General features: G+C 32.7%; 26 protein-coding genes and 3 pseudogenes. 6 read left to right on the top strand and 23 right to left on the bottom strand.

Annotated features, from left to right (window positions below; genetic code table 11):
• Positions 1 to 36: 36 nt before the first annotated feature.
• From BAOM_RS04410 to BAOM_RS04375, 8 genes and pseudogenes are all read right to left on the bottom strand, one after another.
• Positions 37 to 824: pseudogene (locus tag BAOM_RS04410) on the bottom strand (TIGR00266 family protein).
• A 471-nt stretch (positions 825 to 1,295) separates the two neighbouring features.
• Positions 1,296 to 1,763, bottom strand: a complete 468-nt coding sequence (locus BAOM_RS04405; RefSeq protein WP_127759213.1) for a hypothetical protein — start codon at positions 1,761 to 1,763, stop codon at positions 1,296 to 1,298.
• Between the two features lie 179 nt (positions 1,764 to 1,942).
• Positions 1,943 to 2,248, bottom strand: a complete 306-nt coding sequence (locus tag BAOM_RS04400) for a hypothetical protein (protein WP_127759212.1) — start codon at positions 2,246 to 2,248, stop codon at positions 1,943 to 1,945.
• A gap of 410 nt (positions 2,249 to 2,658) precedes the next feature.
• Positions 2,659 to 3,234, bottom strand: coding sequence for a hypothetical protein (locus BAOM_RS04395; RefSeq protein WP_127759211.1), 576 nt, complete (start codon positions 3,232 to 3,234; stop codon positions 2,659 to 2,661).
• A 129-nt stretch (positions 3,235 to 3,363) separates the two neighbouring features.
• A complete protein-coding gene (locus tag BAOM_RS04390) occupies positions 3,364 to 3,792 on the bottom strand; it encodes a barstar family protein (protein WP_127759210.1) in 429 nt (142 codons plus the stop codon).
• A 155-nt stretch (positions 3,793 to 3,947) separates the two neighbouring features.
• Complete coding sequence (locus tag BAOM_RS04385; RefSeq protein WP_127759209.1) at positions 3,948 to 4,139, bottom strand: hypothetical protein; 192 nt, start codon at positions 4,137 to 4,139, stop codon at positions 3,948 to 3,950.
• A 43-nt stretch (positions 4,140 to 4,182) separates the two neighbouring features.
• Positions 4,183 to 4,623: a YaiI/YqxD family protein gene (locus tag BAOM_RS04380; RefSeq protein ID WP_127759208.1), complete on the bottom strand. Its 441-nt coding sequence runs from the start codon at positions 4,621 to 4,623 to the stop codon at positions 4,183 to 4,185.
• A gap of 424 nt (positions 4,624 to 5,047) precedes the next feature.
• Positions 5,048 to 5,365, bottom strand: coding sequence for a hypothetical protein (locus BAOM_RS04375; RefSeq protein ID WP_127759207.1), 318 nt, complete (start codon positions 5,363 to 5,365; stop codon positions 5,048 to 5,050).
• A 207-nt stretch (positions 5,366 to 5,572) separates the two neighbouring features.
• On the opposite strand from BAOM_RS04375, the gene BAOM_RS04370 reads away from it, so the two are divergent.
• Positions 5,573 to 6,106 carry a tubby C-terminal domain-like protein gene (locus BAOM_RS04370; RefSeq protein ID WP_127759206.1) on the top strand — a complete coding sequence of 178 codons (534 nt, stop codon included), beginning with the start codon at positions 5,573 to 5,575 and terminating at the stop codon, positions 6,104 to 6,106.
• 123 nt (positions 6,107 to 6,229) lie between these two features.
• Here BAOM_RS04370 and BAOM_RS04365 read toward each other — a convergent pair whose 3' ends face one another.
• The 4 genes from BAOM_RS04365 to BAOM_RS04350 form a co-directional block, all read right to left on the bottom strand.
• Positions 6,230 to 6,850: a hypothetical protein gene (locus BAOM_RS04365; protein WP_127759205.1), complete on the bottom strand. Its 621-nt coding sequence runs from the start codon at positions 6,848 to 6,850 to the stop codon at positions 6,230 to 6,232.
• Positions 6,851 to 7,017: 167 nt separating this feature from the next.
• A complete protein-coding gene (locus tag BAOM_RS04360) occupies positions 7,018 to 7,524 on the bottom strand; it encodes a DUF3916 domain-containing protein (protein WP_127759204.1) in 507 nt (168 codons plus the stop codon).
• Between the two features lie 164 nt (positions 7,525 to 7,688).
• Complete coding sequence (locus BAOM_RS04355; protein ID WP_127759203.1) at positions 7,689 to 8,177, bottom strand: hypothetical protein; 489 nt, start codon at positions 8,175 to 8,177, stop codon at positions 7,689 to 7,691.
• Positions 8,178 to 8,364: 187 nt separating this feature from the next.
• Complete coding sequence (locus BAOM_RS04350; protein WP_127759202.1) at positions 8,365 to 8,763, bottom strand: hypothetical protein; 399 nt, start codon at positions 8,761 to 8,763, stop codon at positions 8,365 to 8,367.
• Between the two features lie 808 nt (positions 8,764 to 9,571).
• Between BAOM_RS04350 and BAOM_RS24165 the strand changes: the two genes are divergently transcribed.
• The 4 genes from BAOM_RS24165 (at position 9,572) to BAOM_RS04335 (ending at position 11,498) form a co-directional block, all read left to right on the top strand.
• Positions 9,572 to 9,718, top strand: a complete 147-nt coding sequence (locus BAOM_RS24165; RefSeq protein ID WP_164853125.1) for a hypothetical protein — start codon at positions 9,572 to 9,574, stop codon at positions 9,716 to 9,718.
• 155 nt (positions 9,719 to 9,873) lie between these two features.
• Positions 9,874 to 10,380, top strand: coding sequence for a hypothetical protein (locus BAOM_RS04345; RefSeq protein WP_127759201.1), 507 nt, complete (start codon positions 9,874 to 9,876; stop codon positions 10,378 to 10,380).
• 171 nt (positions 10,381 to 10,551) lie between these two features.
• On the top strand, positions 10,552 to 10,899 hold the full coding sequence (locus BAOM_RS04340) for a DUF2750 domain-containing protein (RefSeq protein ID WP_127759200.1): 348 nt from the start codon (positions 10,552 to 10,554) through the stop codon (positions 10,897 to 10,899).
• Between the two features lie 125 nt (positions 10,900 to 11,024).
• Positions 11,025 to 11,498 carry a hypothetical protein gene (locus BAOM_RS04335; protein WP_127759199.1) on the top strand — a complete coding sequence of 158 codons (474 nt, stop codon included), beginning with the start codon at positions 11,025 to 11,027 and terminating at the stop codon, positions 11,496 to 11,498.
• Between the two features lie 530 nt (positions 11,499 to 12,028).
• On the opposite strand, the gene BAOM_RS04330 is transcribed toward BAOM_RS04335, so the two are convergent.
• The 3 genes from BAOM_RS04330 to BAOM_RS04320 all read right to left on the bottom strand — a co-directional run bounded on the left by BAOM_RS04330 (position 12,029) and on the right by BAOM_RS04320 (position 17,537).
• On the bottom strand, positions 12,029 to 13,801 hold the full coding sequence (locus BAOM_RS04330; protein ID WP_127759198.1) for an ATP-dependent helicase: 1,773 nt from the start codon (positions 13,799 to 13,801) through the stop codon (positions 12,029 to 12,031).
• 1 nt (position 13,802) lies between these two features.
• The gene (locus tag BAOM_RS04325; RefSeq protein WP_257467621.1) at positions 13,803 to 15,794 is read right to left on the bottom strand and encodes an ATP-dependent nuclease; all 1,992 of its coding nucleotides are present in this window, start codon (positions 15,792 to 15,794) and stop codon (positions 13,803 to 13,805) included.
• 1,023 nt (positions 15,795 to 16,817) lie between these two features.
• Positions 16,818 to 17,537 carry a hypothetical protein gene (locus BAOM_RS04320; protein WP_127759197.1) on the bottom strand — a complete coding sequence of 240 codons (720 nt, stop codon included), beginning with the start codon at positions 17,535 to 17,537 and terminating at the stop codon, positions 16,818 to 16,820.
• 455 nt (positions 17,538 to 17,992) lie between these two features.
• Here BAOM_RS04320 and BAOM_RS04315 point away from each other — a divergent pair.
• A pseudogene (locus BAOM_RS04315) lies at positions 17,993 to 18,154 on the top strand (TIGR00266 family protein); the annotation flags it as partial.
• Positions 18,155 to 18,195: 41 nt separating this feature from the next.
• On the opposite strand, the pseudogene BAOM_RS04310 reads toward BAOM_RS04315, so the two are convergent.
• The 8 genes and pseudogenes from BAOM_RS04310 to sigY all read right to left on the bottom strand — a co-directional run bounded on the left by BAOM_RS04310 (position 18,196) and on the right by sigY (position 22,131).
• A pseudogene (locus BAOM_RS04310) lies at positions 18,196 to 18,718 on the bottom strand (glutathione peroxidase).
• Positions 18,719 to 18,825: 107 nt separating this feature from the next.
• Positions 18,826 to 19,587, bottom strand: a complete 762-nt coding sequence (locus BAOM_RS04305; RefSeq protein ID WP_252283469.1) for an ABC transporter permease — start codon at positions 19,585 to 19,587, stop codon at positions 18,826 to 18,828.
• A gap of 7 nt (positions 19,588 to 19,594) precedes the next feature.
• The gene (locus BAOM_RS04300) at positions 19,595 to 20,503 is read right to left on the bottom strand and encodes an ABC transporter ATP-binding protein (RefSeq protein ID WP_127759195.1); all 909 of its coding nucleotides are present in this window, start codon (positions 20,501 to 20,503) and stop codon (positions 19,595 to 19,597) included.
• Positions 20,504 to 20,519: 16 nt separating this feature from the next.
• Positions 20,520 to 20,720 carry a PLD nuclease N-terminal domain-containing protein gene (locus tag BAOM_RS04295; protein ID WP_252283074.1) on the bottom strand — a complete coding sequence of 67 codons (201 nt, stop codon included), beginning with the start codon at positions 20,718 to 20,720 and terminating at the stop codon, positions 20,520 to 20,522.
• 34 nt (positions 20,721 to 20,754) lie between these two features.
• Entirely contained in the window at positions 20,755 to 21,069 is a 315-nt protein-coding gene (locus BAOM_RS04290; protein ID WP_127759194.1) for a YbjQ family protein, read from the bottom strand.
• Complete coding sequence (locus tag BAOM_RS04285) at positions 21,050 to 21,268, bottom strand: sigmaY antisigma factor component (protein ID WP_127759193.1); 219 nt, start codon at positions 21,266 to 21,268, stop codon at positions 21,050 to 21,052. The genes BAOM_RS04290 and BAOM_RS04285 overlap by 20 nt, the downstream gene beginning before the upstream one ends.
• Positions 21,261 to 21,614: a YxlC family protein gene (locus tag BAOM_RS04280; protein ID WP_127759192.1), complete on the bottom strand. Its 354-nt coding sequence runs from the start codon at positions 21,612 to 21,614 to the stop codon at positions 21,261 to 21,263. The genes BAOM_RS04285 and BAOM_RS04280 overlap by 8 nt, the downstream gene beginning before the upstream one ends.
• Entirely contained in the window at positions 21,568 to 22,131 is a 564-nt protein-coding gene (sigY, locus tag BAOM_RS04275; protein ID WP_127759191.1) for an RNA polymerase sigma factor SigY, read from the bottom strand. Before sigY ends, BAOM_RS04280 begins: the two co-directional genes overlap by 47 nt.
• Positions 22,132 to 22,229: the final 98 nt, after the last annotated feature.

Below are 22,229 nucleotides of genomic sequence, written 5' to 3'. Positions count from 1 at the left end.
TGGTTCCGTCAGCAACGGTTCCAACCTCTTTTTTTATTACTTATCACTGAACAAATTAAATAAGTTACCTATACCGCCTTCATCCGTTGATTTGCCATTATGCGGCATAGCAGCAAAGACGCGACTAGCAAGTCTACTGAATGGAAGGGATTGTATCCATATGGAGCCTGGACCACTCAACGTTGCCAAAAATAACCCCTCCCCACCAAATAATGCTGTTTTGATTCCTTTAGCAAACTCTATATCGTAACTGACATCACTCGTCATTGCTACCAAGCAACCAGTATCAATACGCATTGTTTGACCAGGAAGGAGGTCCTTCTTAATAATGGTGCCACCAGCGTGAACAAAAGCAAGTCCATCCCCTTCAAGACGTTGCATAACAAAACCTTCCCCCCAAAAAATCCAACACCGATTTTCCTTTGAAATTCAATTCCAACTGAAACACCTTTTGCGGCTGCTAAAAAAGCATCCTTTTGACAGATTATTTTTCCGCCTAATGTGCTTAAATCCATCGGAATAATTTTACCTGGGTATGGTGATGCAAAGGAGACACATTTTTTCCCCATTCCTTCATTTGTATAAGCCGTCATAAATAGACTTTCACCGGTAAGTACTCGTTTTCCAGCACTAAACAGCTTGCCCATTAAGCCTCCACCGCCGCCATTTGCCCCATCACCAAAAATGGTCTCCATCTTAATTCCATCTTCCATCATCATCAAACTGCCAGCTTCAGCTATTACTGTTTCTTTGGGATCCAATTCAACCTCAACAAATTGCATATCATCCCCATAAATCTTGTAATCAATATCGTGATTATTCATAATTTTACCTCCTAAAATCATTTTGTATTACTGTGTTTTTTTGTAATTATATATAAATTATACCAATTTAAACAGAATACCGATATATCGATAAATTACATAATGAACACTTACAAGCTAAGGTTGATTGGATTGCCACAAAAAATAAGTTATGGGTCTCGGAACGTGCCAGCTTGTAAAAAGCTAAATGATATGAAACTAGAACTTAGGAGATTGCGAAATAAAAAAGCTGCCTCAGCAAATATACTGTATCCTTCCGTTACTCTCATCCGGCTCCCTCTTATTCCAAGAATCCTCTTCCATCTCCCTCAAAATGTGTAACTTTTAATTCAATAGTTAAAAAAACGCGACCTTCTTAAGGTCACGTCATTCTTGTATAGTAGTGCATAAAGCCTTGCATATTTTAGGCTCTTTAATTTTATTCCTTATTGTGTTAAAGCTATCCGTTAGTTGAAGAAATCATATCCTTGTTTAGTTTCCCAAATATACGACACTGTTGCTTCTTTCTACTTGAAAATTTAGATCATCCTTAACATTAAGCATATAACCAGTATCTTTATAATCCTCAGACTCAAAAGATATACCATATCCATTATTCTCAGGATACCCATATAAATAGCAGACTACTTTTCCATCTTTCAAAAATACAATTTGATTCATTCCTTCATTTACAGTTTCGCTAATAGTATCCCATTTATAACCTACCGTTTCATATATATTTTCTTTCGGGGTATATGGTTTAAAGGAATATACTACATCCCAGTCAAATGGTGTTACATCTAATAAATTTATCGTTTCAACGGAATGTCCAATTGATACTACTTTTTCTTTTAACAACTCTTCGTTTACATCCCATAAATCCTTTTTTAATAGATTTATTATGATAGCTATACATATTATACTGAAAGCAATAATCACTACTGTCTTTTTAGATTTCATACTTTATACTCCCCTTGAACAGCAACTTTCCTAACGACGATTTCTCACTCCATTATAACAATGATTTCCAAAATAAGCGTAAATTCTTATTGAACTAAACTGCCCCTTAGCACAATAAGAAAAGCGATACCTCTTATTCAAGTATCGCACCCTATAGTTGAATAAGGATGTGATGTTTACTAATCGCCAGCAATATGGACTTTACCTATATCTGACCTAGAAATTTGTTTAATAAATTCCTCGTATTCGTTCAGTTTATTGACCGAAATAAATAATTTGTAATTATTAAGGTCTGAAATTAGATTGGATAACCTTTCTCCTGAAAAGATTTCGTCAGTAAGATAATAATCGCTTAATCTTCTAAGTTCCGAATAACTTCGCCACATTTTATTTGAATCAAATATTTCATTATGGAGATGTTCTGTTAATTCGATTAGTCGAAGTTTACGACCTTCGCGACTGTATAAGACCACATCAAATCCCATATAAAGCACCACCTTAAAGCCTTTTTACTCAACTTTATCATATTAGATTTCTTCGCTTCTTTTCACATTATCCTGCGCCGTTAGCACAATAAGCAACTGTTCTTATTGAACAATCGCACTCCGTTAGTGAAAGAACCGAAAATAAAGTGCGACCAGATAATTAACAATTATAAAAATGCAATAAATTTTAAATATAGATGTAAAGATGCCTTTGTCTTTTCGTGTGAAAATTAAGTAGCCAATACAAAATATCAGTTGAATAATATACAAGGGGGCTACCGCGAGTTTTGAATATAGTTCTGGTAAGGGTGTTTCCATAATCTTGTCATCCACTATAATTTCTCTCCTAAATTAAACTAATGCACCCGTAGTTCAACGAGGAATCGGCACTTCTGTCACTCGTTCATTTCTTACTGTCGTATAAATAAACCATTTTCTTCGACAATCTCCTTACATTTCTTAAAACCTATTGATGTCTTAGAATAAACAGGAAAAGACAATTCATAACTCCCGATTATCACTGTATCAAGAGAAGGAAAGAAAAAATTTGAAAAATGCAGTTCATTTACTGAAAGTTTCGTTAAAAAAATAAGGGCTTCCACATCACCTATCTTATAAATTCCCTTATTGGTAGAAAATAGTTTTCGAAAAAGACTTGCCTCTGCTCGATTTAAGGAAGCTAATATAAATTTGAACACTTTTTTGTTTTGTATAAACCCTTTTTTATAAATGTGTACATACACCTCATTATCTTCCATATGAAAAAGTTGAGTAAATGTACTAACGAATTTTGTGCCGTGCTTTAAATTATGGCTTCTTCCCAATAGCTCACTTGCCTCTTCTTCAGTAAGAACACGATTAAATACATCCATAATACCAATAAAAGGATACATCTTTCTTGGCTCTTCAAGAAGATCGGTATTAAATTTTTTAAACTTTAAATGCAGCATATTAATTTCTTCATTCGTTGCCAATGTTAACTTCATAATTTTACCTCGTTGTTCATTTTGTTCTAACAATATTTTATCATCTTGTTACGCTAACCTGACCGTTACTTGAATAAGAAAAAGGCTTCACTCCATATTGAAGTAAAGCACCCGTTACTTGAAGAAGAATTACTCTAAAATCAAAGTTACATTTTTGTTATCTAGTATGATTTCTTCTATCAAATCAAATAAGGTTGGACCTTTTTCCATCTTTGCATTACTAATTTCTTGGATTACCTTTTCTTCATTACTTGGATGGCAACTTTCCAACACTTTATATAGTCGTTTTATTGTTTCACTATAACCTAAGTCTTTTCTTGATTTAGTAGTGTTTTTCCAAATAATTGTATATTCTTCTTCGCCTTCTATATCTCCGAAGCCACCCCATAAAATATCATTAAACGCGTCAAGACTTCCATTCCATTGATATTTTCCTGAAAGAACTATATTGGAAAACTCCTTACAAAATCCTTTAAAGTTATTAAAATTTTCTCCATCGATAATAAAAACTTTATTCATAACAGCACCTTTACCAACTATTTTTCCTGATTTTATCACGAGACCTTATTCAACTAAACTGCCCGTTAGCTTAATAACTTCCGCAAAAAGGGGACTTATCCTTCTTAAAGATAAGCACCCCTTTAACTTAATTCACCTATAACCATCCAACATTTATAACAAAATTTTAGTAAGAATAAACAAAAGAAAAGAATTTACTTTTTGGACTGATCAAGTGCTTGGTAAGCTACCTGGTACTTTCCTCCATCGGCAACTTCCGAATGGTACAAGGCCTTGAGGGCATTGTTTTTTTCAAGACCCATTTCTGCCTTCAGTTCTTTAAAGCGGGTATGCAGTTCTTTATTTTCCTTAATTAGTTGTTGCATTTGCGATTTTATGTACTTCAAAATATTTAGCTCCTTTCTGAATCTCTGAGTTTAGCCTAATTTTTTAAATAGAAATAACCTGTTTAAAAAGACCCCTAAATCGCTCCCGGTCTTCTGCTGTAAAAGGCTTTGGTCCCTTTGTTCGCTGTCCGCTTTTTCGAGCCATTGCACTTAAATAACGTGTTTGCAATAATTGGTCAATATTTTCATTTGTATAACTGAATCCTGTATGGTGGAGGACGATAATTCCTTTTGCTAAACCTAGCGACGCAAGACCATAATCTTGCGTCACAATAATATCCCCTTTTTCTACCAACTTCACAATCCGATAATCTGCAGCATCTGCTCCAGAATCAACATAAATGGTTTCCACTCCTGTTGGCTGTTCTGCATTAGAAAAATGAGAAAAGCTTGTAACAAGGATAACCGGGATTTCTAAATTCCTTGCTTCAGAAATAATAATATCTTTCACCGGACAAGCATCTGCATCCACATAAATTTTCATCCTTCTTCCTCCTGTTAAGAAGTTCGACTTACTATTTAACTGAATCTTTTTCAACTATAAAAGGGACTAGTGACTTTTATATAATAATATAAAGGAGTTCTTCTGCTGTATTTTTATCCTCATATTATACTTTATAGGATTTTTTGGCAATTGGTCGTCCAAGTTAAACGCCCAGAAAATAGGTTGCTAAATCATCTGCTTTTAGTTACAAGTCAACAAAGCATCTAGGATACCTTAGAAATAAATACTTGATTATACTGTCACACATTTTATAGGTGTAAAAGAAAAAGGATAGATGAACAGAATGATTACCTGTATAAATTAAACTGCTTCGTTAGTGAAGCAAGAAAAAAAGGCTCTACTCCTTATTGAAGTAAAGCTACCCGTTAGTTCAATAAGAATCTTTATAATTCATCGCTTTTTTTTATTCGTTGACTGGTTCTATCGTTTCAACTTCTAATTTATTTTCCTTTGTGTAACCTTTTCTTAAGGTAACAGGCACTTTATCCCCTTCTTTTATCTGATTGTAATAGTCCGAATGGTCATATCCATATACGATGACGTTATTTTTATATCGGAGGGTGAGTTCCCATTCCGACGCATCATCTCTTACGTGTTCTTTTTTGACTACGGTTGCTTCTACTATTTTCTCTTCAAAGTGGTCAATCGGAGGACCTTCGGAACAACCAGATAACATACCTATTACGATTAATAAAACCCATACTACATTCATTATTTTCATTTTGCGAACCTCATTCCTTACACCCTCTAAAAAAGAATAAAAAACTAAACTGCCAGTTAGTACAATAAGAAAACGGGATCGCCGCAGCCATCCCTTCTTTAACATAAGCACTCCTTTAGTTGAAGAAGAATTCTAATAAAAATGGCTTTTCATAATGAAACTTTTTTATATAATAATAATTGATGAATCTAATTGCTGGGGGAAGCTATGGAACAGTTTACTTATCAAGTACCTGAAGAGATGCATATTTCAACAATAATACCGATAATAAACGAACAAAGAGAAGCTGTATTCGAAATAAGAAAACAACAACATAAATTCCTTGCCCGTTTTGTTCACAATACATTACGTGGTGGCCTTCCCTATAGTTATAAAATAGCTAATGCGTATGGAAAACCACTTTATACCATAGTCTGTGCGTTTCCTGGCATTAGGTACAAATTAACTGACCATTTATCCTCACAAACCGTGCCGATAGCTTCCCATAGAGTTCACTTAATTGAAAAAGCGTATCATTTTAGATTAGATAACCTCGAATACTCTTTTGAAAAAGATTATAAGGATGTTGGTTACTTAAAATGCAACAATAAACAAGTAGCTACTGTTTCGATGCCTATCAAGACAAATATTTCGTTGTTTAAAAAGTTGGAATTGGATACTATTATTATAAAATCAACGACGCAGGAAGTTGCATCTCTTGCTGCTGTGTTATATCATACGTTTTATTATTACGATGCTTAAAAGTAATGTACAAAAATCAAACTTTTGTTCAACTAAACTGCAACGTTATGACAATAAGAAAAGCTGCCTTCGATAGCAGCTAGATTTTAAACATAAGCACCCGTTACTTCAATAACAAATATTTTATTCGTATTCACATTTTGTCGGTTTAACAAATGGTGGTAAAGTTTCGCAAATAGTTTCATAAGTAGAGAAATCTGTGTTGTCGGAAAGCGCAACAATACTATGTCCGTCATAACCTATCCAGAAAACACTTTTCTCCTTACCGATTTTTACGACAACCACCTCGCCAATTTTCCCTTCCCAATTACCTTTCCATTCACGTTCTTCTACACGAAAAAAGTCTTTATTTGTTGACCATATCACTAAGTCATTACTACTGCCAATAGAAATAAAGATAGGGAAAATCTCACGAAATTGATTTATATCTATAATTTCAGTAACGGACACGGAGAATCTAGAATTATTAGATAAATATTTATATTTAATGTTACATTTCCCACATAATTCCTCATATTCTTCTTTCCAATAGGAGGGAATTTCAGCACAAAAATATACTGGAAATGCTTTAATATTTTCCATCCATAGTGGAACAAAATCCTCATTACAATCAGGAAGGTAAAATCCGTCCATTGAAAAGACGTATAAAGGAAGTTCTCCATCTATAGCAAACGGAAAATGCCCCCCAGCATTAGGTTGGGGACTATAATAATATCTAGGAAAATACCCAATTTCTATTTCCATCTTGGTTTACCTCCGTCTATTCATATTATTCCTAATTATACACTGAAGGTTGTACTGAAATGGTTATTTAACAGTTTCCTTCTTCCACTAAACTGCTTCGTTACTTCAATAAGAAAAAGTGATCCTGTACTATTAAAGCATCGCACTCGTTACTTGAAGAAGAAATTTTACAATTCACCAATAAACCAGATTTCTCCATTATAAATTTCTCCATCTTCATCAGTTATCACTTCTTTAAAGCCTTTTACAATCAAATTTTTTGAGACATTTATTCTCCACTCACTTTCAAAGTTCCTATCTTTAGAAATGGGTGTCCACTTCTGATATTCGTTATCCCTTTCAAAGAAACCATCAAAGTGTGAATTACCAGAAAACACTATAATTTGGGAGTTCCACAACCCTGGTAAATCTATTGCAATCACTACACGAGTTTTTTCGGATGTCATTGGCTTTATTTTAATTAAGTGTTCAGCCCTAGATATAAGAGTTTCAATACATATCTTCCTAATTCCAATAGGTGTATTACTTGAAGAAATAAAATCTTGTGAAACTGGCAAGTGTAAATGCCAATATCCGTTATAAAAATCTGAAGGGAACTTAATTGTTTCTTGTACAATTCTGTTAACCATATTTCTTGTTTTTCGTTTTAAACCTCGTATTTTTTTATCACGCATTTATTAACCCCTTATTATTTTAAATTTAAGATATTTTAATTATATATTTTTCTTATGGAACTAAACTGCTTTGTTAGCACAATAAGAAAAGCGATACCCCTTATTGAGGCATCGCTACCCATTACTTTAATAGCTTTCGTATAAATCTCACTGAAATTGTGGCACTAATGTAAATAAGGAGAATTAAAATTCTCAACAAATAACCCAGAAGCTCTAACTTTTTTACGGGCGTTAGGACAATCCTTATTTGCTCCAATGTACATATAGTAATCGTATCCGAAATGAACAAAAAAATCATTTTTGTAACTTAACTTACACCAAATAACATTCCTTAAAGTTAACTTTGCCAACTCATTGATTTCTTGAGTAGTTACACCTTTGCCCACCCACATTTTTGATAAAAAGCCAGAAGCATTTTGATTCGCAACCTCGTCAGACCACATCTCTAAAGCATTTAAATAAACCCTATTTAAACCCATCTCACCCATAAAAGTAGTGATTGCGTTTATGTAATTTGATTCTGTTCTTAAATAATCTTCTTCGCTTACTTTAGTTCCTACCTCTGAAAAACAAGTCCATTCCCTGCCATCAAGATAAGAGCCTCTTTCATCTCTGTTTTTAGGATTATATTTTGTTATCCGCCAAGAAAACAATTAGTTTCACACCTACTTTTTTATCTTTATTATAAGGGTATTGTATAGATTATGAGATAATTTCTTCTTACACTAAACTGCCCGTTACTTCAATAAGAAAAAGCCCACAAAATACTGCGGGCTTTCAAATCCGAATTCATACGGTCCGTTCTTATCAAACATAAATTTTCTTGCATACAGATATATACTAATTGTCTTTATTCATTGCATCCCTCAAATTTTTTATAAAAAAATATGGTGAATTAGCAGAACCAGAATACGGAAGAAAAGCAAATTCTGGCTTACCTGCCGAATCTAATTCAATTCTCGCAGTAGCGGTTTTTTTACCTCTAGCAGACTTAAAACAATACTCCAATGCGTTACCAACAATTTCTGCTTTCAAGCCTCTAGATGTATTTAAGGCAATCTCATTTAATTCACTTTCCTTGAGTCCAGCAAAGGTCTTTTCTGGATTAGTTGCAGAATTAGAAACAGCTTGGGCTATGCCAGAAACCACGCTAGATGACTTTTTCCCCTTTATTACAGCATAACCAAGAAGTGCTGCTGCCGGAATTATCAGCGGCTTAATCACTTTTGACATTTTCATATCCACATCTACCCCCAATTCTAATTTAATCAATTTTACGTGTCATACGAACAATTTCTTCAGCGTGATTTGTTTACAGTTCCAAATTCATCTCTACTTTACTGACAATTATATCAAAATTCTCAATTTTATGTTCTACTTACAACGTTAGTTGAACGAGAACATAATAATGGTTAATGATTTATTACAATTTTTTGGTATTCCAATGGTTACTAATCTGCAACGTTAGTACAGTAAGCACTGCTTCATAATTATGTATAAATATTAGAACCTATACAGCTTCTCTTTGATTAATGATTCAAAAAGATTAATAAACATACTGCCGAAACATACATCAATTAATTGCCAGAAACAAATCGGTAGGTAAATCTTCACTAATATCAAATAAATCGATAAGTGAAATTCCTAATGCTTCAGTAATTTTCAGAGGAGTATCAACAGATGGAGACTGAACATTTCGTCGCACCCTTAGCTTAATGTTGAATTTTTTTATATTTTATTTCCAGGTTAGCCGATATAAAAGTAAAGCTTTTTTATATTTTTCGTAAAATTATTAATATATCAAGAAAATATAAATAAGAGGAGAAATCAACCTCCATCTAGACCTCCCCCTTGTTTTTCTCTTAATCTTCCCTTGACCTTACCTTAATTTCCTTATTTTCTTAAAAAATATTATTAATTAGAAGAATTCTAGCAGGATTCTTTATTGTTATTCTAGAAATAACAATAAAGGTTTATTCTTCCATTAATTTAATTATTCCTATTGATTTAATATGTTTAAATAATTGAATGTAAGGAGGATTATTCAATGTTTGGTTTTAGAAGAAAATTAACTGAAAAAGAAGAGAAAGAAAGAAAGAAAAAAATACTCAGGAAAATGCTTAAACACTCTCAAAAATTCGGACCTATAAAAAAAATCCGGATTCATTACAATAAACCTGATGAGAATGAATAGATTTTTATGATAGCTTTCGAAAGATAGAAAGTGCAAGGTGGTGCGATTTTCTAAGTGGGAGAATCACTTTATTCTTATTCAAGTAACGGGGCAGGTTAGCTCAAGAAGAAGTGGGCTTAATATATGAAGAATATGTAATAAGAGAGGCAATGAAAATGATAGAGAAAGGTAAAGGGAAAATTAACGAAATAGTGTACAATAACACTGTTTACTACAATGGAAAATATAGATATTACCCGACCATTACAGAGTTAAAAGGAATATTAGATGAGATTATTAGTTCTGATTCAACTACCGAATACATTAGGATTACACCATTCTATATAAATGAAGAAGTAGATATGCAAATTGAATTCGAGGAATTTATGTTTTATATAGAATGTAGAGATTGGTTTGATGAGAAGATTCAAGAGATGCACATCCTAGATTGTCTCAACCCCATTGATACCCAAAGAACACTTAATAATTTAAGATTAGGGGCAATTTTATATCCTTTATGTAAGAATAACGATGTGGATTCTTATCAAAAAGCACTTGAAAAATATAAAGAATCTTTAAGGGAAATCCTGCCCAAAATGATGGAAATTGCAAAATCAGAAATGGAATTAAAAGAAGAACATTTGCCTTTTGGATATTTCTACTTTGAAATTCATAGTGAGTAATATGTTGTTCCACTAACGAGTGCTTATGTTTAAGATCTAGCTGCTATCGAAGGCAGCTTTTCTTATTGTGCTAACGTCGCAGTTTAGTTGAACAAGAACTGGTGATAAAATAGCAGAAAATGATATTTTAATAATCGAAAAAGGAATAATGCTAATGAATAGGAAGCAGTAATGAAACAACCACCAAATATTAGATACGAGTATTTCATAAAAAAGGTTGTAGATTTTGAAGAAGTTTGGGGCTTGTACAATGATGGTTGGGCAACAGGACAGAATGAGGAAGGTAATACAATTATTCCATTATTCCCCAAAGAGGAATTTGCAGAAGCCTGTGCTAAAAATGAATGGTCAGAATGTAAAGCTAAACCGATTGACTTGAATGATTTTGTTGATAAATGGCTTACTGGAATGAAAAATGATGGCATAAAACCATCTATTTTTCCAACTGATGATGATACAGCAGTGGTTAAAATAGATGTAATCTTAAAAGATTTAGAAGTTGAACTTGAAAATTATTAAACTAATGGGTGCGATGCTTCAATAGCGCAGAACCGCCTTTTCTTATTGAAGTAACGGAGCAGGTTTGTTCAAGAAGGAATGGAGAATATAAGCTATAGAAAATTATAAATGAGGTTGGTTGCTTAATGAAACTTCCTAATGGCGTAACTGGTTTTTATAATGCAGAACATAATAAACCAGCAACAATTGATGAAAAACAATTTAAACAGATATGTTTTAGTCTGATTAGCAGGAATGGCGGAAAAGTGTTGGATTTTAAAGAACCACAGGTAGCCACTAATTTTTTTGATGTCGAAGCTAAAGTTTTTAATAAACATTTGCATATATTGCTTAATGTACATTATCCTTATATGGCTTTTGCTTTTGACGTAGAATTTGGAAAGATTACTTTTATTGATGAACCTGAGTTATTCAAACAGTTTAGCCCTTTTTATAATGTTCTGGATACTAAGGAACTAAATGCACCCGTAATACTAAGGCTAGGTTCTAAAAAGAGTATTTTACAAAATAACAATGAATTGAATAGTGCTGAATTGGAACTAATAGCTTTTTGGAAGCCTGAAAGAATTGGAGAGATAATCTTTAATTGTTGGGATTAGAACTACGTAAATCGAAATTGTCTTATTCAACAAACGGGTGCTTAAACACAATAAAAAATTAAATAAAAGAGCCTGAAATATGCAAGTTTTAATGCACTTCTTATATATTCCGGCTCTTTTTCCATTCAGAAAACATACTGCCATAACCAGCATTTTTCGATTACCGAATACACTACCGATTTAGTAAACTTGGTTAATACAGCTAAAAAATTGACTCCTCATCAAAGGTAAAAAGTTACTGAAATGATTCAATCATTTTTAAATTAGTATAGTCGCGTGACTTATATTGTTTAAACCAACAAAAAGAGACTAGTCGCTAGTCTCTTTTTGTTGGTTATATGCTTTTTACTTGCTATGTTAATACTATAAAAAATGCGTTTTAATGATTTCAGATATAATGTCTTAATAGAGATCACATTTGATCTTTTGTTCCTTTTGCTTATGCTGGTTCATCAAATCACCCTAAAACAGGAAAGTTTTTAAGCAAAACAGAAATACGTTACTTAGATGTACCTCAGATCAAGGAATCATTATTCTTCTTTGATTGAGGTAAAATCAATATCTTTTATAAATCTGGATGGTTCTTTCCTATATCCAGATAAACTTTTTGACATTAAGAAATAACAAATTGACTCAGCTCTAGTCAATGATACAAAAAATATTCTTTTTTCCTCTTCCATTTCAGATTCTTTAACTCTATAAAATGGGAATGTCCCTTCTTCCATCGCAGGCATAATAACTACTTCATACTCTAATCCTTTAGAACTGTGCATTGTAAGTAATGATACAGTATCACCTTGAACACCTAAATTTGAAAATTTCTCAATATCCAATTTTTCTTTATTCTCTGTAATAAACTTTACAAAAGCTCTCAAATCTTTAGTATCATCAATATGTCTAGAAGATGAAACAATATTTTTCTTTAAATCTAAATTAATAAAGATATATTTTACCCACTCTACAAGGTTTGATATATGTTCTTTAGAATTTATTAACGTTAAGTATAAAAATATTCTTTCTTCATTAACTATTTTACTTGATGGTGCTGTATCATACTTAAAAGTAATCCATTCATTAAAAAGATCTTTAAAGTAAATTTTGCGATTATTTAATATCCAAGCAGCACTGTCTTCTAAGAATCTAATAAATTTCCCTCTGTTAAAATCAAATACCATTACATAGTGTGGAATACCGTTTTGCTCAAGAATTTTTTGACAATCTTTCACTTTATTTTTCGCTCTAATAAGAATTGCAATTTTACTGTATTCTATGCCCTTTTCTAAACAAGTAGGTATTATTTCATCAGCAATATATTGATATTGAGCAATATGGTCCCCTTTAAGTTTTATGAGATTGATTTCTGGTGCTTTTTTAACAAGTTTCTTAGCATTAAAAAAACCTGCGGGTAAGTTCATAGTATTTGACGATATATCTAATATTTTTTGATGACTTCTATAATTATTTTTCAATTCTACACTTTCAAACTTTTCTATGTTTTCAAGTTCTAATAAATATGCCGGTATTGCACCATTAAATCCATAAATAGTTTGGTTTGGATCACCTACAACTACTATCTTTATATTTGTCTTTTGAATTAGTGTTAATACCATTTCGTGTAGAGGTTTTCCTAAATCTTGATATTCATCTATCAATATATAAGGAAATTTGGCCTCTAAACATTTCCTCAGATAAGGTTCATTTTGTATCATTTCTGTAGCAATTTTTACCATCGAGATAAAGTCGACCATATTGTTCTCTAAAAGTCTTTGTTCAAAGGCTTTGGCGACTCGTAAAGCAATATCAAATATTTCAATGCTCACTTGACTATCGCCTTCTATCATATATGTTCTTTCTTTATCAATCTCTGTGATACTTAGCATATCTGGACTAATAGATAAGTTTTCTTTGATCTCGTCAATCCACTTAGCTTTATCCTCTTTTGAAATAATTTTAAAGTCTTTGTTTATCCCATATTCAAAGAGCTTTACATACGGCTTTAATATTTGGGATAAACAAAAAGAATGAATAGTACCTATGAACGAGTTATTCTTATCATAGTCAATTAGTTGCTGAACCCGTTCTTTAATTTCCTTAGTAGCTTCATTACTGAAAGTTATACACGCAACTTTTCTTGGAAACTTAATTTTTTCTTTTAACAACTTTGCCATTTTTAGAGTTAAAACATTTGTTTTTCCACTTCCTGGTCCAGCCTTGATAACAATTGATCCCTTAGAGTTATATGCTATTGTCTGCTCTCTATCATTTTCTAACATTTTCACTTTTTCTAAGTAAGTTTCATTCACCTTAATCACCTGTTATTTTTGATATAAGACTTTTCAAACCATTTTCAATATACGAAGGGACCAGTAAGTGTGAATATGTAGATAACCTTTGGGCAAATCTTCCTTTACCTACTTTATTTTGACTGTTTTCAATCTTTCTTAAGCAACTATAGAAATCTCCTGCTTCAAAATCATTTGTAAAATTTTCTTTTTGTTGATCTCCTCCTATTGTTAATTCTTTAAATGTATTACAAATAGATTCTGAAGCCACTCTGTCTCCAGCATTCACAATCATTAAATCAATTTCTAGAGTATAGTGACTAAAATAATAACCTTCTTTATTATAATCCTCTTCCGAAGAACCATCCTTATCCGAATTAAATATCCTTAATTCTTTTAATGCATCGTAAGCTAGATCTAAGCCTAACCACCCTTTATTTTTGTGATCATCTTTTTCTAATTCGTGATATATTCGTTTAGTTTTAGCTTTTGAAGAGGAATTATCTTCAATTTCATAATAATAGTCACCGTCTGTGAAAATTATATAAGGAATACCAAGCTCCCTAAGTAGAGCAATATAAGGTTTAAAGTTAGTAGAATTGATATTACAACATACGATCCCATAAAAGTCTAAATCTATCCCTAAATTTAAAGCTAATCGTGGTATCAAGTATTCCTCGGCAATTCCTTCGACTAGTATTACACCTTTTCCAAAATATAATTCACTTCTTTTTACATCCATATATCTTTCTATATCTAACTTATCTTTTGTATTAAGATTAATATTATTGGTTGAATGTATAGATGTCGAGTCTTCTTCCAGTCTCAAATGAACAATTGAGTTAATAGGAGACACTGACGTTATATCTGTAGAATGAGTTGTTAAAATAATAGACAATGGCTTTCGCATTACATCTCTAAAAATACACCGTTGTAAAATAGGATGTAGATGTGCCTCAGGCTCTTCAATCACTAAGATTGTGTGACCCTTATCAGAATCATAATTATTACTAAAGAATTTATATAACTCAAGAGAGATTTCTTTTTCTTGAGATAATTTATAATATCTTTCTCCCTGTACTTCATAAAATTCATCCAGTAGATTTTCACTATCAATTTCTCTTAATTTCTCTAACTCTTCTTTTATTATTAAAGTAGGAATAGTTTTATCCTCTAAAGAGAGTAACACTAAAGATATGTATAGTATATTTGTGACACCTAAACTTACTTCTGACGTAGGACGTTGTTTATTAGAACCAATCATTAACTTTAATGTATTTAGAATTTTATCAGGATTAATATCAACAGTTTCTAAAGAAATATCAGAGTAGGAAGTTTGATTACCTACAATCTTGATAATATTTTTATTAATTTTTTCTTTTAAATCGATTAACTCTTCAAAACTCAAAATAGATTTGCCTTCATCTTTCATATTTTGAGCTATCTCTTTTAAAACCGCTTTATCAAAATCATATTGTTTAAGTAATTGATTTAGGGGAGATTTTCTTAAATTTTTAAAGTCACTATTTGCATCTCGTAGGCCATTAATTACTTTTAAATTTAACATTTTACGATGTTGATGGGTGAAAGCAAAACTTTTATCTTCGCCCAAATAGATTAAATAACCATATTCTTTATCGCTAATTGGGGCAAACTCATATGTAATTCTTATAGTTGGTGGATTTGTATTAATAGTTGCATCACAAAATGTCGCTAAAAGTGCTGTGTTATGTTCGAATCCCTGAATTTCTAATGATATTTCAATTATCTCCTTATTATCGAACGGTGTTTCGATTGTATCATTAAAATCTGTCTCTTCTAAGTACCTATCATAGTCTGATAAATTAGGATCTAAGACTAATTGTAATGCTTTTATAAAATTTGTTTTTCCAATATTATTTTCTCCAAGGATTACTTGTTTATTAGTTAAATCAACATCTACATTTTTGAAATTTCTAAAATTTTTAATAATAACTCTCGATATGAAAGGATATTTTATCGTTTCTTTATCCAAAATATATCACCTCTTAAATGAATCATAGCATAAAAAACACATAATATTCCAATTGGATTTTTTGAAGAAATGCTCTTTATTTTATATCACTTAAAAATAAATTGGGCTGTCTTATAGAAATAAAGTATACGCCAAAAGCAACGCCAAGAAATTTTATTTAAAGACCTAAAAAGTTTTAAAAACCTTGTAAAGCAAAGGCCTTTATATAAAGTCACACATAAAAGGAACGTGAGTCACGTTCCTTTTTGGTTGTTGTGGAAGAGGTCTTATTAGAGATCTAAAACAACAAAATAAATCGTTTATACAATGTGTGACATCAAATAAAGACACAAGCAAATCAATGCTTTGTGCCTTATTTAATTTTACATAGTAGCGTTGCTTTTATAACTCTTGCACCTGTTAGTTCAATAAGGATTTCAATAAAAGGGGCGTTAATCCCACATTGTTTAATGCACCGTTATAATAGTTTAAATTTAAGCGATTTGAAGTCTTAATCGATGCTAAGAGCTCTCTGCTAGATTTACAACAAAAATATTATTGATTTGTTCTATCATTCCAAATTCTCTCATTTTCGGTTTTGACACTTCAAGTGCATATAAAATATCAGACCCACGTTGATTGTCATAATGTTCTTCGTTAGCGAATCGTGCGAAACTAGAATTCGTTGACCGTGCCCTCCAGCTATAAGTTTTTTAAAAGTGGTTATTCTGATTTTATCAGTTGGTGCCTTCAAAGGATTCAGGAAAGCGAAACGTGGAGCAGTAAATATATCAAATTTCAAGGAAAACATCACGCTTTGTAAGTTCTACCACTAAACTCACCCTTTCCTACAGGAAAAGCGACTTCAATGTGAGCGATAATGACTTTGTGTGGTGGAACACCCTTCTCCGTTAGGATTTGGACAATATCCACCGGAGATAGTGAATTAAAACCTGGATGGACCATAAATAGGTGCTCCCGTAAAATTAACAGCATCATTTAACAGAGTCAGATTCTTGTTAAAAGAACAGGGGTATTAGTTACCTACAATAATTTTTTTAATTTCACATTAAATTCTTCCTTTATAGAAAGATTTGTTTCACTTATTGTATCTTTTTGTTGGTTACCGTTACTCCAAATAATATTTAAAAGTAAAGGATATCCAACATATTTATTATTGCTTATTGAGTCGAAGGTTCTTTTAGACCATACTTGTAAGTTTATTTTATTCTCTTTTTTCAGAACTCTTCTTAGCCAACAGCCCCTTAGTTTACGGAAAACTTCTATACTTTGTGTTTTATACTCTTGTTCTTCGGACCCACGAAACAAAGCTATGTTTTTTTTAACCATCTTTGGAGTAAAGTCAGGGCTTCTACACTCATATAAAAATGGTTCTCCATCGGGTTCGCAACCAAAAATCATTGTAATAGAAGTACCATCATAAGCCTGTTGATTATATGTCTTGCTATACACATTGGCAATTTCATTAACAATCTGCTTGTAAGACTTTCTTGTTCCATTATTATTATTAATTTTATCTATTATATAAGAGCCAATCCGAAGATGATCATCAATTGAGGGAATATACTCTCCCTTTAAAACTGTTCCAATTGTTGCAAAACTTATATTATAATTATCTAGCCAATATAGTTTTCTTGAACCCTCTTTAGTTTCTTGAGGACCATCACTATTTTTTATAGTTGCTCTGGTATCAATAGCTGCAAATACAAACTGTTCTGTTCTAATGCCCATAAAGATTGTCATCAATAAAACCTCTCATTCATAAGAAAATTTCCCCACTAATATTCTAACAAATAAATTAAGTTTATCATCTTTAACTGAAAATATTTCTAATTGATTCAATGGATTTGGCCTTTTATTGGAAGCATAAGAAAATAGGTTTTAGGCAAACACGCTACTTTTTAGGTAACGGGTTCAGTTTTGAAGTACAAAAATGCAATTAGTAACTGAAACCGCAATCAAATTAGCCCCTAGATTGAAAAGTAAATTAACATTAAGTAGAATAAAAATTGCTCAAGACCAATAAAAGCGTCCAATAAAAATGGGTAAATTAGGATATTGTTTCACGCTCACGAACTCTCGATTTCCCATTTTAACCATTTTCACATAAAAAGAGTGTCCAGAAGACTGCGATAGAAAAACTCAATGTCCTACTAGGTTTGCCTTTAGTGGACATATTTCAAGGTAGTATAAGAGCAGGCTTGTTCTTTGCTACATTGCGCGGCCCTGGTAAAGTGTGGATTCAATCCCTTCCATTCAGCCGTCTATCAAGCCGTGTTTTTGCAGCAATGCCGCATAATGGCGGTTCTTCTGATGAAGGAAGTATCGCAAAAGGAATCTTTAATTTATTTGAGAAATAAAAAAGAAGACTGTCGAGCTTTCGACAGTCTTTGTTTTCCGCTTATAATAACTTTTCAATATCCTCTTCCATATCAAGCGGGCTATCTGTTGATTCAAATCGCTTCATAACATTTCCATCGCGGTCGATTAAAAACTTGGTGAAATTCCACTTAATAGAATCTCCAGGCAATAACTCAGGATATTCCTGCTCTAATCTTGCTTTCAACAGTTTCGCATTGAAACTGTTTGTTAAACCTTCAAATGGCGCTACTGAAGTTAAATATTTAAACAAAGGATGAGCACCTTCTCCTCTTACTTCCACCTTACTAAATAACGGAAAAGAAACACCATAGTTCAACTGACAAAAAGCTTCTACTTCTTCATTTTCCCCTGGTTCCTGTTCTCCAAATTGATTGCAAGGGAATCCAAGAATCGTTAATCCTTTATTCTCATATCGTTTATACAGCTTCTGTAAATCCGCATTTACTAGCAGTATTTACAATAACGAGTACCTCTCCCTTATATTTCTCTAAAGATACTTCCTGTCCATTCATTCTTCTAGCTGAAAAATTGTAAATACTCATGTCATTCCTCCTAGTTGTATACGGCACAATTATATAAAATTTATAAATAAACCAAAAGGAATATGCATAAATACCCATTTTAAATATAAAAATATCTCATTATAATCTTAAATTTCCTGTTTTCTAAATACATATGTGCCTAACAATAACAAAACGGAAATTAGACATAAGGTGCTAAACAAAGGAACCATAATTTCATACGAATCTCCATTTATTACTTGATTTGCATTTTGTATCAGATTATAAGGTGAAATAGATTGAAGCGAATCATGCAAATATTGAGGAACTTTTGTAATCACAAGATACGTAACAAACGCAAGCAAACCACCTGATACAGAATTTTTTACAAAAGAAGAAAAAAAGATTGAAAGTGTAATAACAAATAATAAAATAGGTAGATACAACAAGGTGCCCAGAGCCATATCTCCCCAAATTAGTTTTTCCTCAAAAAGATAATTCGTATAATAACTTGTTATTGTCATTCCAATTAAAAAGCTTACACTAGCTAATAAGGAATAAGTGAACCATTTAGATAGAAAGTAGACATTTCGGCCGACTGGCTTAACTAAAACCATCGGTGCAATCGATTTATCTCTCTCACCAGAAATGGTTCCCATCGAAATAAGAATAAGAATTAATACACCCATCATTTCAAAATTCAAAAAGACGTTTGCCATAATTTCATGTGCAGTAGGCATCGGTATATCCACAGTAGCCCCTTTTGGTAATTCCCTCTCTAACAAGGTAGGAAGAAGCTTGATTGAAATTGGATACGTAATCATCAAAATAATCGATACAATCGGTACAATTAACAATTTATGTGAGCTTACTAATTCATTCATTTCTTTTTTTAATAACGTATAAAACATAGACACATTAACTCACCAACCTTAAATAAATATCCTCTAATGACGCAGTTTCAATTCGATAATTAATTAACGTCAAATTTTGATTCGTGATAAGTTTTGGTAACTGTCTTTTAGCCATCTCTAGTTCTTTCACTGTCACTTGGTATTCATTAAGATTCATTCGAACCGTTTCAATCCACTCTTGATTATTTAAAATGTGAAGAAACTCATGATTCGTCTCTAGCAGTTCAAATGTAATAATCGGGTGTGAATGCCTATTTTTTAATTCTGCTAAACTCGATGTAATCAGGATGTTCCCTTTATCAATAACCGTAATATGATCCGCCACTTTTTCGACATCTTCTAGAATATGACTAGACATAAAAATCGTCATATCTCTCTTTAGTTTTGAAATCATCTGTAATACTTCATAGCGTCCAACAGGGTCTAAAGCCGAAACAGGTTCATCTAAAATAAGCACTTTCGGTTGATTAATTAACGCTTGAGCCAAACCGAGGCGTTGTTTCATTCCTCCACTATATTCTCCAATTTTCCGATTTCGTGCTTCCCATATTCCACAATCTTTTAATAATGATTCCGTTCGCTCCGCAATCACTTCTTTAGACAAACCAAATAATTCTCCAACCCAATACATCCACTGTTTTCCAGTCATATGGTCAAAGAAAGCAGGATGTTGCGGAAGATATCCAAGAAGATGAGCAATCTTATCTTTTTCTTTCACAACATCAACACCTGCTACTTTTATTTCTCCAGATGTTGGTTTAGCGAGCCCCGCGAGCATTCTTAAAGTTGTCGTTTTCCCCGCACCATTTCCCCCTAAAAAACCGAAACAACCAAATTGATTGATATCTAAATTAATGCCTTTCACAGCGGTTGATGATTGAAAAGTTTTCACTAAATCTTTACAATAAATCATAAAAAAATTCCCCCATCTACCCTTTTTTCTTTCCAATCACTAAATACATAATTGGACCGATTATATTAATAAACAAAATTACTAATACCCAAATGAGCTTACTTTCTCCTTGTAAAGTCGATGCGTCCCGTTTCGCTACATCTAGTAAAGTAATAATGATTAAAATAAGCTGCAGCATGACTAATGGCAAAATTAACATAAAATCAAATGTTTCCATATGCCTCCACCCTTTCAAGCTTCATAAAGAACGCCTATTCCACATAAACAGCCGTACCATACGCAATAATCTCACATGCATTTTGCATGATCGATGAAGTTTCTAATCGAACGGCAATAATTGCATTAGCTCCTTTTGCCTTTGCATCTTCTGTCATCCTGCCAATAGCCTTCTGCCTCGCCTCCGTCATCATTTCTGTATATTCGTCAATTTCACCACCGACAATCGTTCTAAGCCCTGCCAGAATATCCTTTCCAATATGTTTGGACTGTACGCAATTCCCTCGAACAAATCCCTTTAATTCTGTAATTTCTTTTCCTGGTACAAAATCAGTAGTCACGATAATCATTTAATTCATCCTCCTCTTTTTTTCGCGAACGTTTAACTAATAAATAAAAGATAAGCGGCATAGGTGTTTGAATTAACCCAATAATGCCCCAAAACCAATAGTTCATTCCATTTTTTCTAGCGTCCGTAAACAAATAAATACTTTGAACGAGCAGCAGCAGGGCAACTATAGGCAGTATATATAAATCGACTTTACTCATGACGTACCCGCTCCTTTCCCTTCCTAAATTCATACCCTGTATAGCCAACTAAAGAAATGACAGTCGCAACTTGTAAAACGACAAATACATAGGGCTGTTGAAAAAACGCTGTAAACATCAGGCTAAGGATAATGATGGCTATCGTACTAAACAGGAGAAGATCCTGACGCCACTTTTTCCGTATTTGCTTTTTTTGTTGTGCAATTTTTTGTTCAAAAAAATTGACATCTGGAGTTGTAAATGAAAAGGATTGCTCTAATTTTTCAAAACTATGATTCATAGATTGTACAAACTCTGCTTCAGTTTTGCTCGACTGTTTTTCCGACGGGATATTGTCCTTTGTCATCTTCATTTAACTCCTTTCTCACCATTTGAATTCCTTTATGAACACGGGACTTTACCGTTCCTTCTGCTATTTGCAGCATAGCGGCAATTTCTTCGTACGAATACCCATAGTAATGTTTTAGCAAAATGGGGATTCGAAAATCATCCTTTAACTTTCCTAATGACTCTAACATCATGTGCCAATCTTCATTAACGGATTGTGCCTGCCACCGAATCATCCTTAACGCTTGCTCCTGCTTTTGCCACGATTGTTCTCGTTTTTGCCTTCGTTTTTGATCGATATATAAGCGTGTGGCAATGGAAATCAGCCATGTTGAAAACTTCGATTTTCCATTGAACTTCGCTACATGTTCAATCGCTTTTGCCATTGTATCTTGCGCTAAATCTTCTGCCTGCTCAAGGCTATATGTTAACTTAATTAAATAATGAACAAGAAACGAATAATTTTGTCGAAACAACTGAGCTAACGCGTACTCATCTCCCTTTTTTGCAGCAGTAACCCACTCTCTTTCTTCCATGCTCTCCCTCCCTCCGCCGCTTCGATTTATTATTATGACGTTTTGCTTTCCAATTTCGTTCACTCGATTTTTAAAAAATTTTTAAATCAGAAAAAACA

This window comes from Peribacillus asahii (genome assembly GCF_004006295.1).
Taxonomy (GTDB): domain Bacteria; phylum Bacillota; class Bacilli; order Bacillales; family DSM-1321; genus Peribacillus; species Peribacillus asahii_A.
This window is presented reverse-complemented; position numbering and strand designations above follow the sequence as displayed.

What these genes read in the sequence shown, in the direction of transcription:
- BAOM_RS04405 (WP_127759213.1), bottom strand. Translation starts at nt 1,763, where the DNA reads ATGAAATCTAAAAAGACAGTAGTGATTATTGCTTTCAGTATAATATGT.
- BAOM_RS04400 (WP_127759212.1), bottom strand. Translation starts at nt 2,248, where the DNA reads ATGGGATTTGATGTGGTCTTATACAGTCGCGAAGGTCGTAAACTTCGA.
- BAOM_RS04395 (WP_127759211.1), bottom strand. Translation starts at nt 3,234, where the DNA reads ATGAAGTTAACATTGGCAACGAATGAAGAAATTAATATGCTGCATTTA.
- BAOM_RS04380 (WP_127759208.1), bottom strand. Translation starts at nt 4,623, where the DNA reads ATGAAAATTTATGTGGATGCAGATGCTTGTCCGGTGAAAGATATTATT.
- BAOM_RS04375 (WP_127759207.1), bottom strand. Translation starts at nt 5,365, where the DNA reads ATGAAAATAATGAATGTAGTATGGGTTTTATTAATCGTAATAGGTATG.
- BAOM_RS04370 (WP_127759206.1), top strand. Translation starts at nt 5,573, where the DNA reads ATGGAACAGTTTACTTATCAAGTACCTGAAGAGATGCATATTTCAACA.
- BAOM_RS04365 (WP_127759205.1), bottom strand. Translation starts at nt 6,850, where the DNA reads ATGGAAATAGAAATTGGGTATTTTCCTAGATATTATTATAGTCCCCAA.
- BAOM_RS04360 (WP_127759204.1), bottom strand. Translation starts at nt 7,524, where the DNA reads ATGCGTGATAAAAAAATACGAGGTTTAAAACGAAAAACAAGAAATATG.
- BAOM_RS04350 (WP_127759202.1), bottom strand. Translation starts at nt 8,763, where the DNA reads ATGAAAATGTCAAAAGTGATTAAGCCGCTGATAATTCCGGCAGCAGCA.
- BAOM_RS24165 (WP_164853125.1), top strand. Translation starts at nt 9,572, where the DNA reads ATGTTTGGTTTTAGAAGAAAATTAACTGAAAAAGAAGAGAAAGAAAGA.
- BAOM_RS04345 (WP_127759201.1), top strand. Translation starts at nt 9,874, where the DNA reads ATGATAGAGAAAGGTAAAGGGAAAATTAACGAAATAGTGTACAATAAC.
- BAOM_RS04340 (WP_127759200.1), top strand. Translation starts at nt 10,552, where the DNA reads ATGAAACAACCACCAAATATTAGATACGAGTATTTCATAAAAAAGGTT.
- BAOM_RS04335 (WP_127759199.1), top strand. Translation starts at nt 11,025, where the DNA reads ATGAAACTTCCTAATGGCGTAACTGGTTTTTATAATGCAGAACATAAT.
- BAOM_RS04320 (WP_127759197.1), bottom strand. Translation starts at nt 17,537, where the DNA reads ATGACAATCTTTATGGGCATTAGAACAGAACAGTTTGTATTTGCAGCT.
- BAOM_RS04305 (WP_252283469.1), bottom strand. Translation starts at nt 19,587, where the DNA reads ATGTTTTATACGTTATTAAAAAAAGAAATGAATGAATTAGTAAGCTCA.
- BAOM_RS04300 (WP_127759195.1), bottom strand. Translation starts at nt 20,503, where the DNA reads ATGATTTATTGTAAAGATTTAGTGAAAACTTTTCAATCATCAACCGCT.
- BAOM_RS04295 (WP_252283074.1), bottom strand. Translation starts at nt 20,720, where the DNA reads ATGGAAACATTTGATTTTATGTTAATTTTGCCATTAGTCATGCTGCAG.
- BAOM_RS04290 (WP_127759194.1), bottom strand. Translation starts at nt 21,069, where the DNA reads ATGATTATCGTGACTACTGATTTTGTACCAGGAAAAGAAATTACAGAA.
- BAOM_RS04285 (WP_127759193.1), bottom strand. Translation starts at nt 21,268, where the DNA reads ATGAGTAAAGTCGATTTATATATACTGCCTATAGTTGCCCTGCTGCTG.
- BAOM_RS04280 (WP_127759192.1), bottom strand. Translation starts at nt 21,614, where the DNA reads ATGACAAAGGACAATATCCCGTCGGAAAAACAGTCGAGCAAAACTGAA.
- sigY (WP_127759191.1), bottom strand. Translation starts at nt 22,131, where the DNA reads ATGGAAGAAAGAGAGTGGGTTACTGCTGCAAAAAAGGGAGATGAGTAC.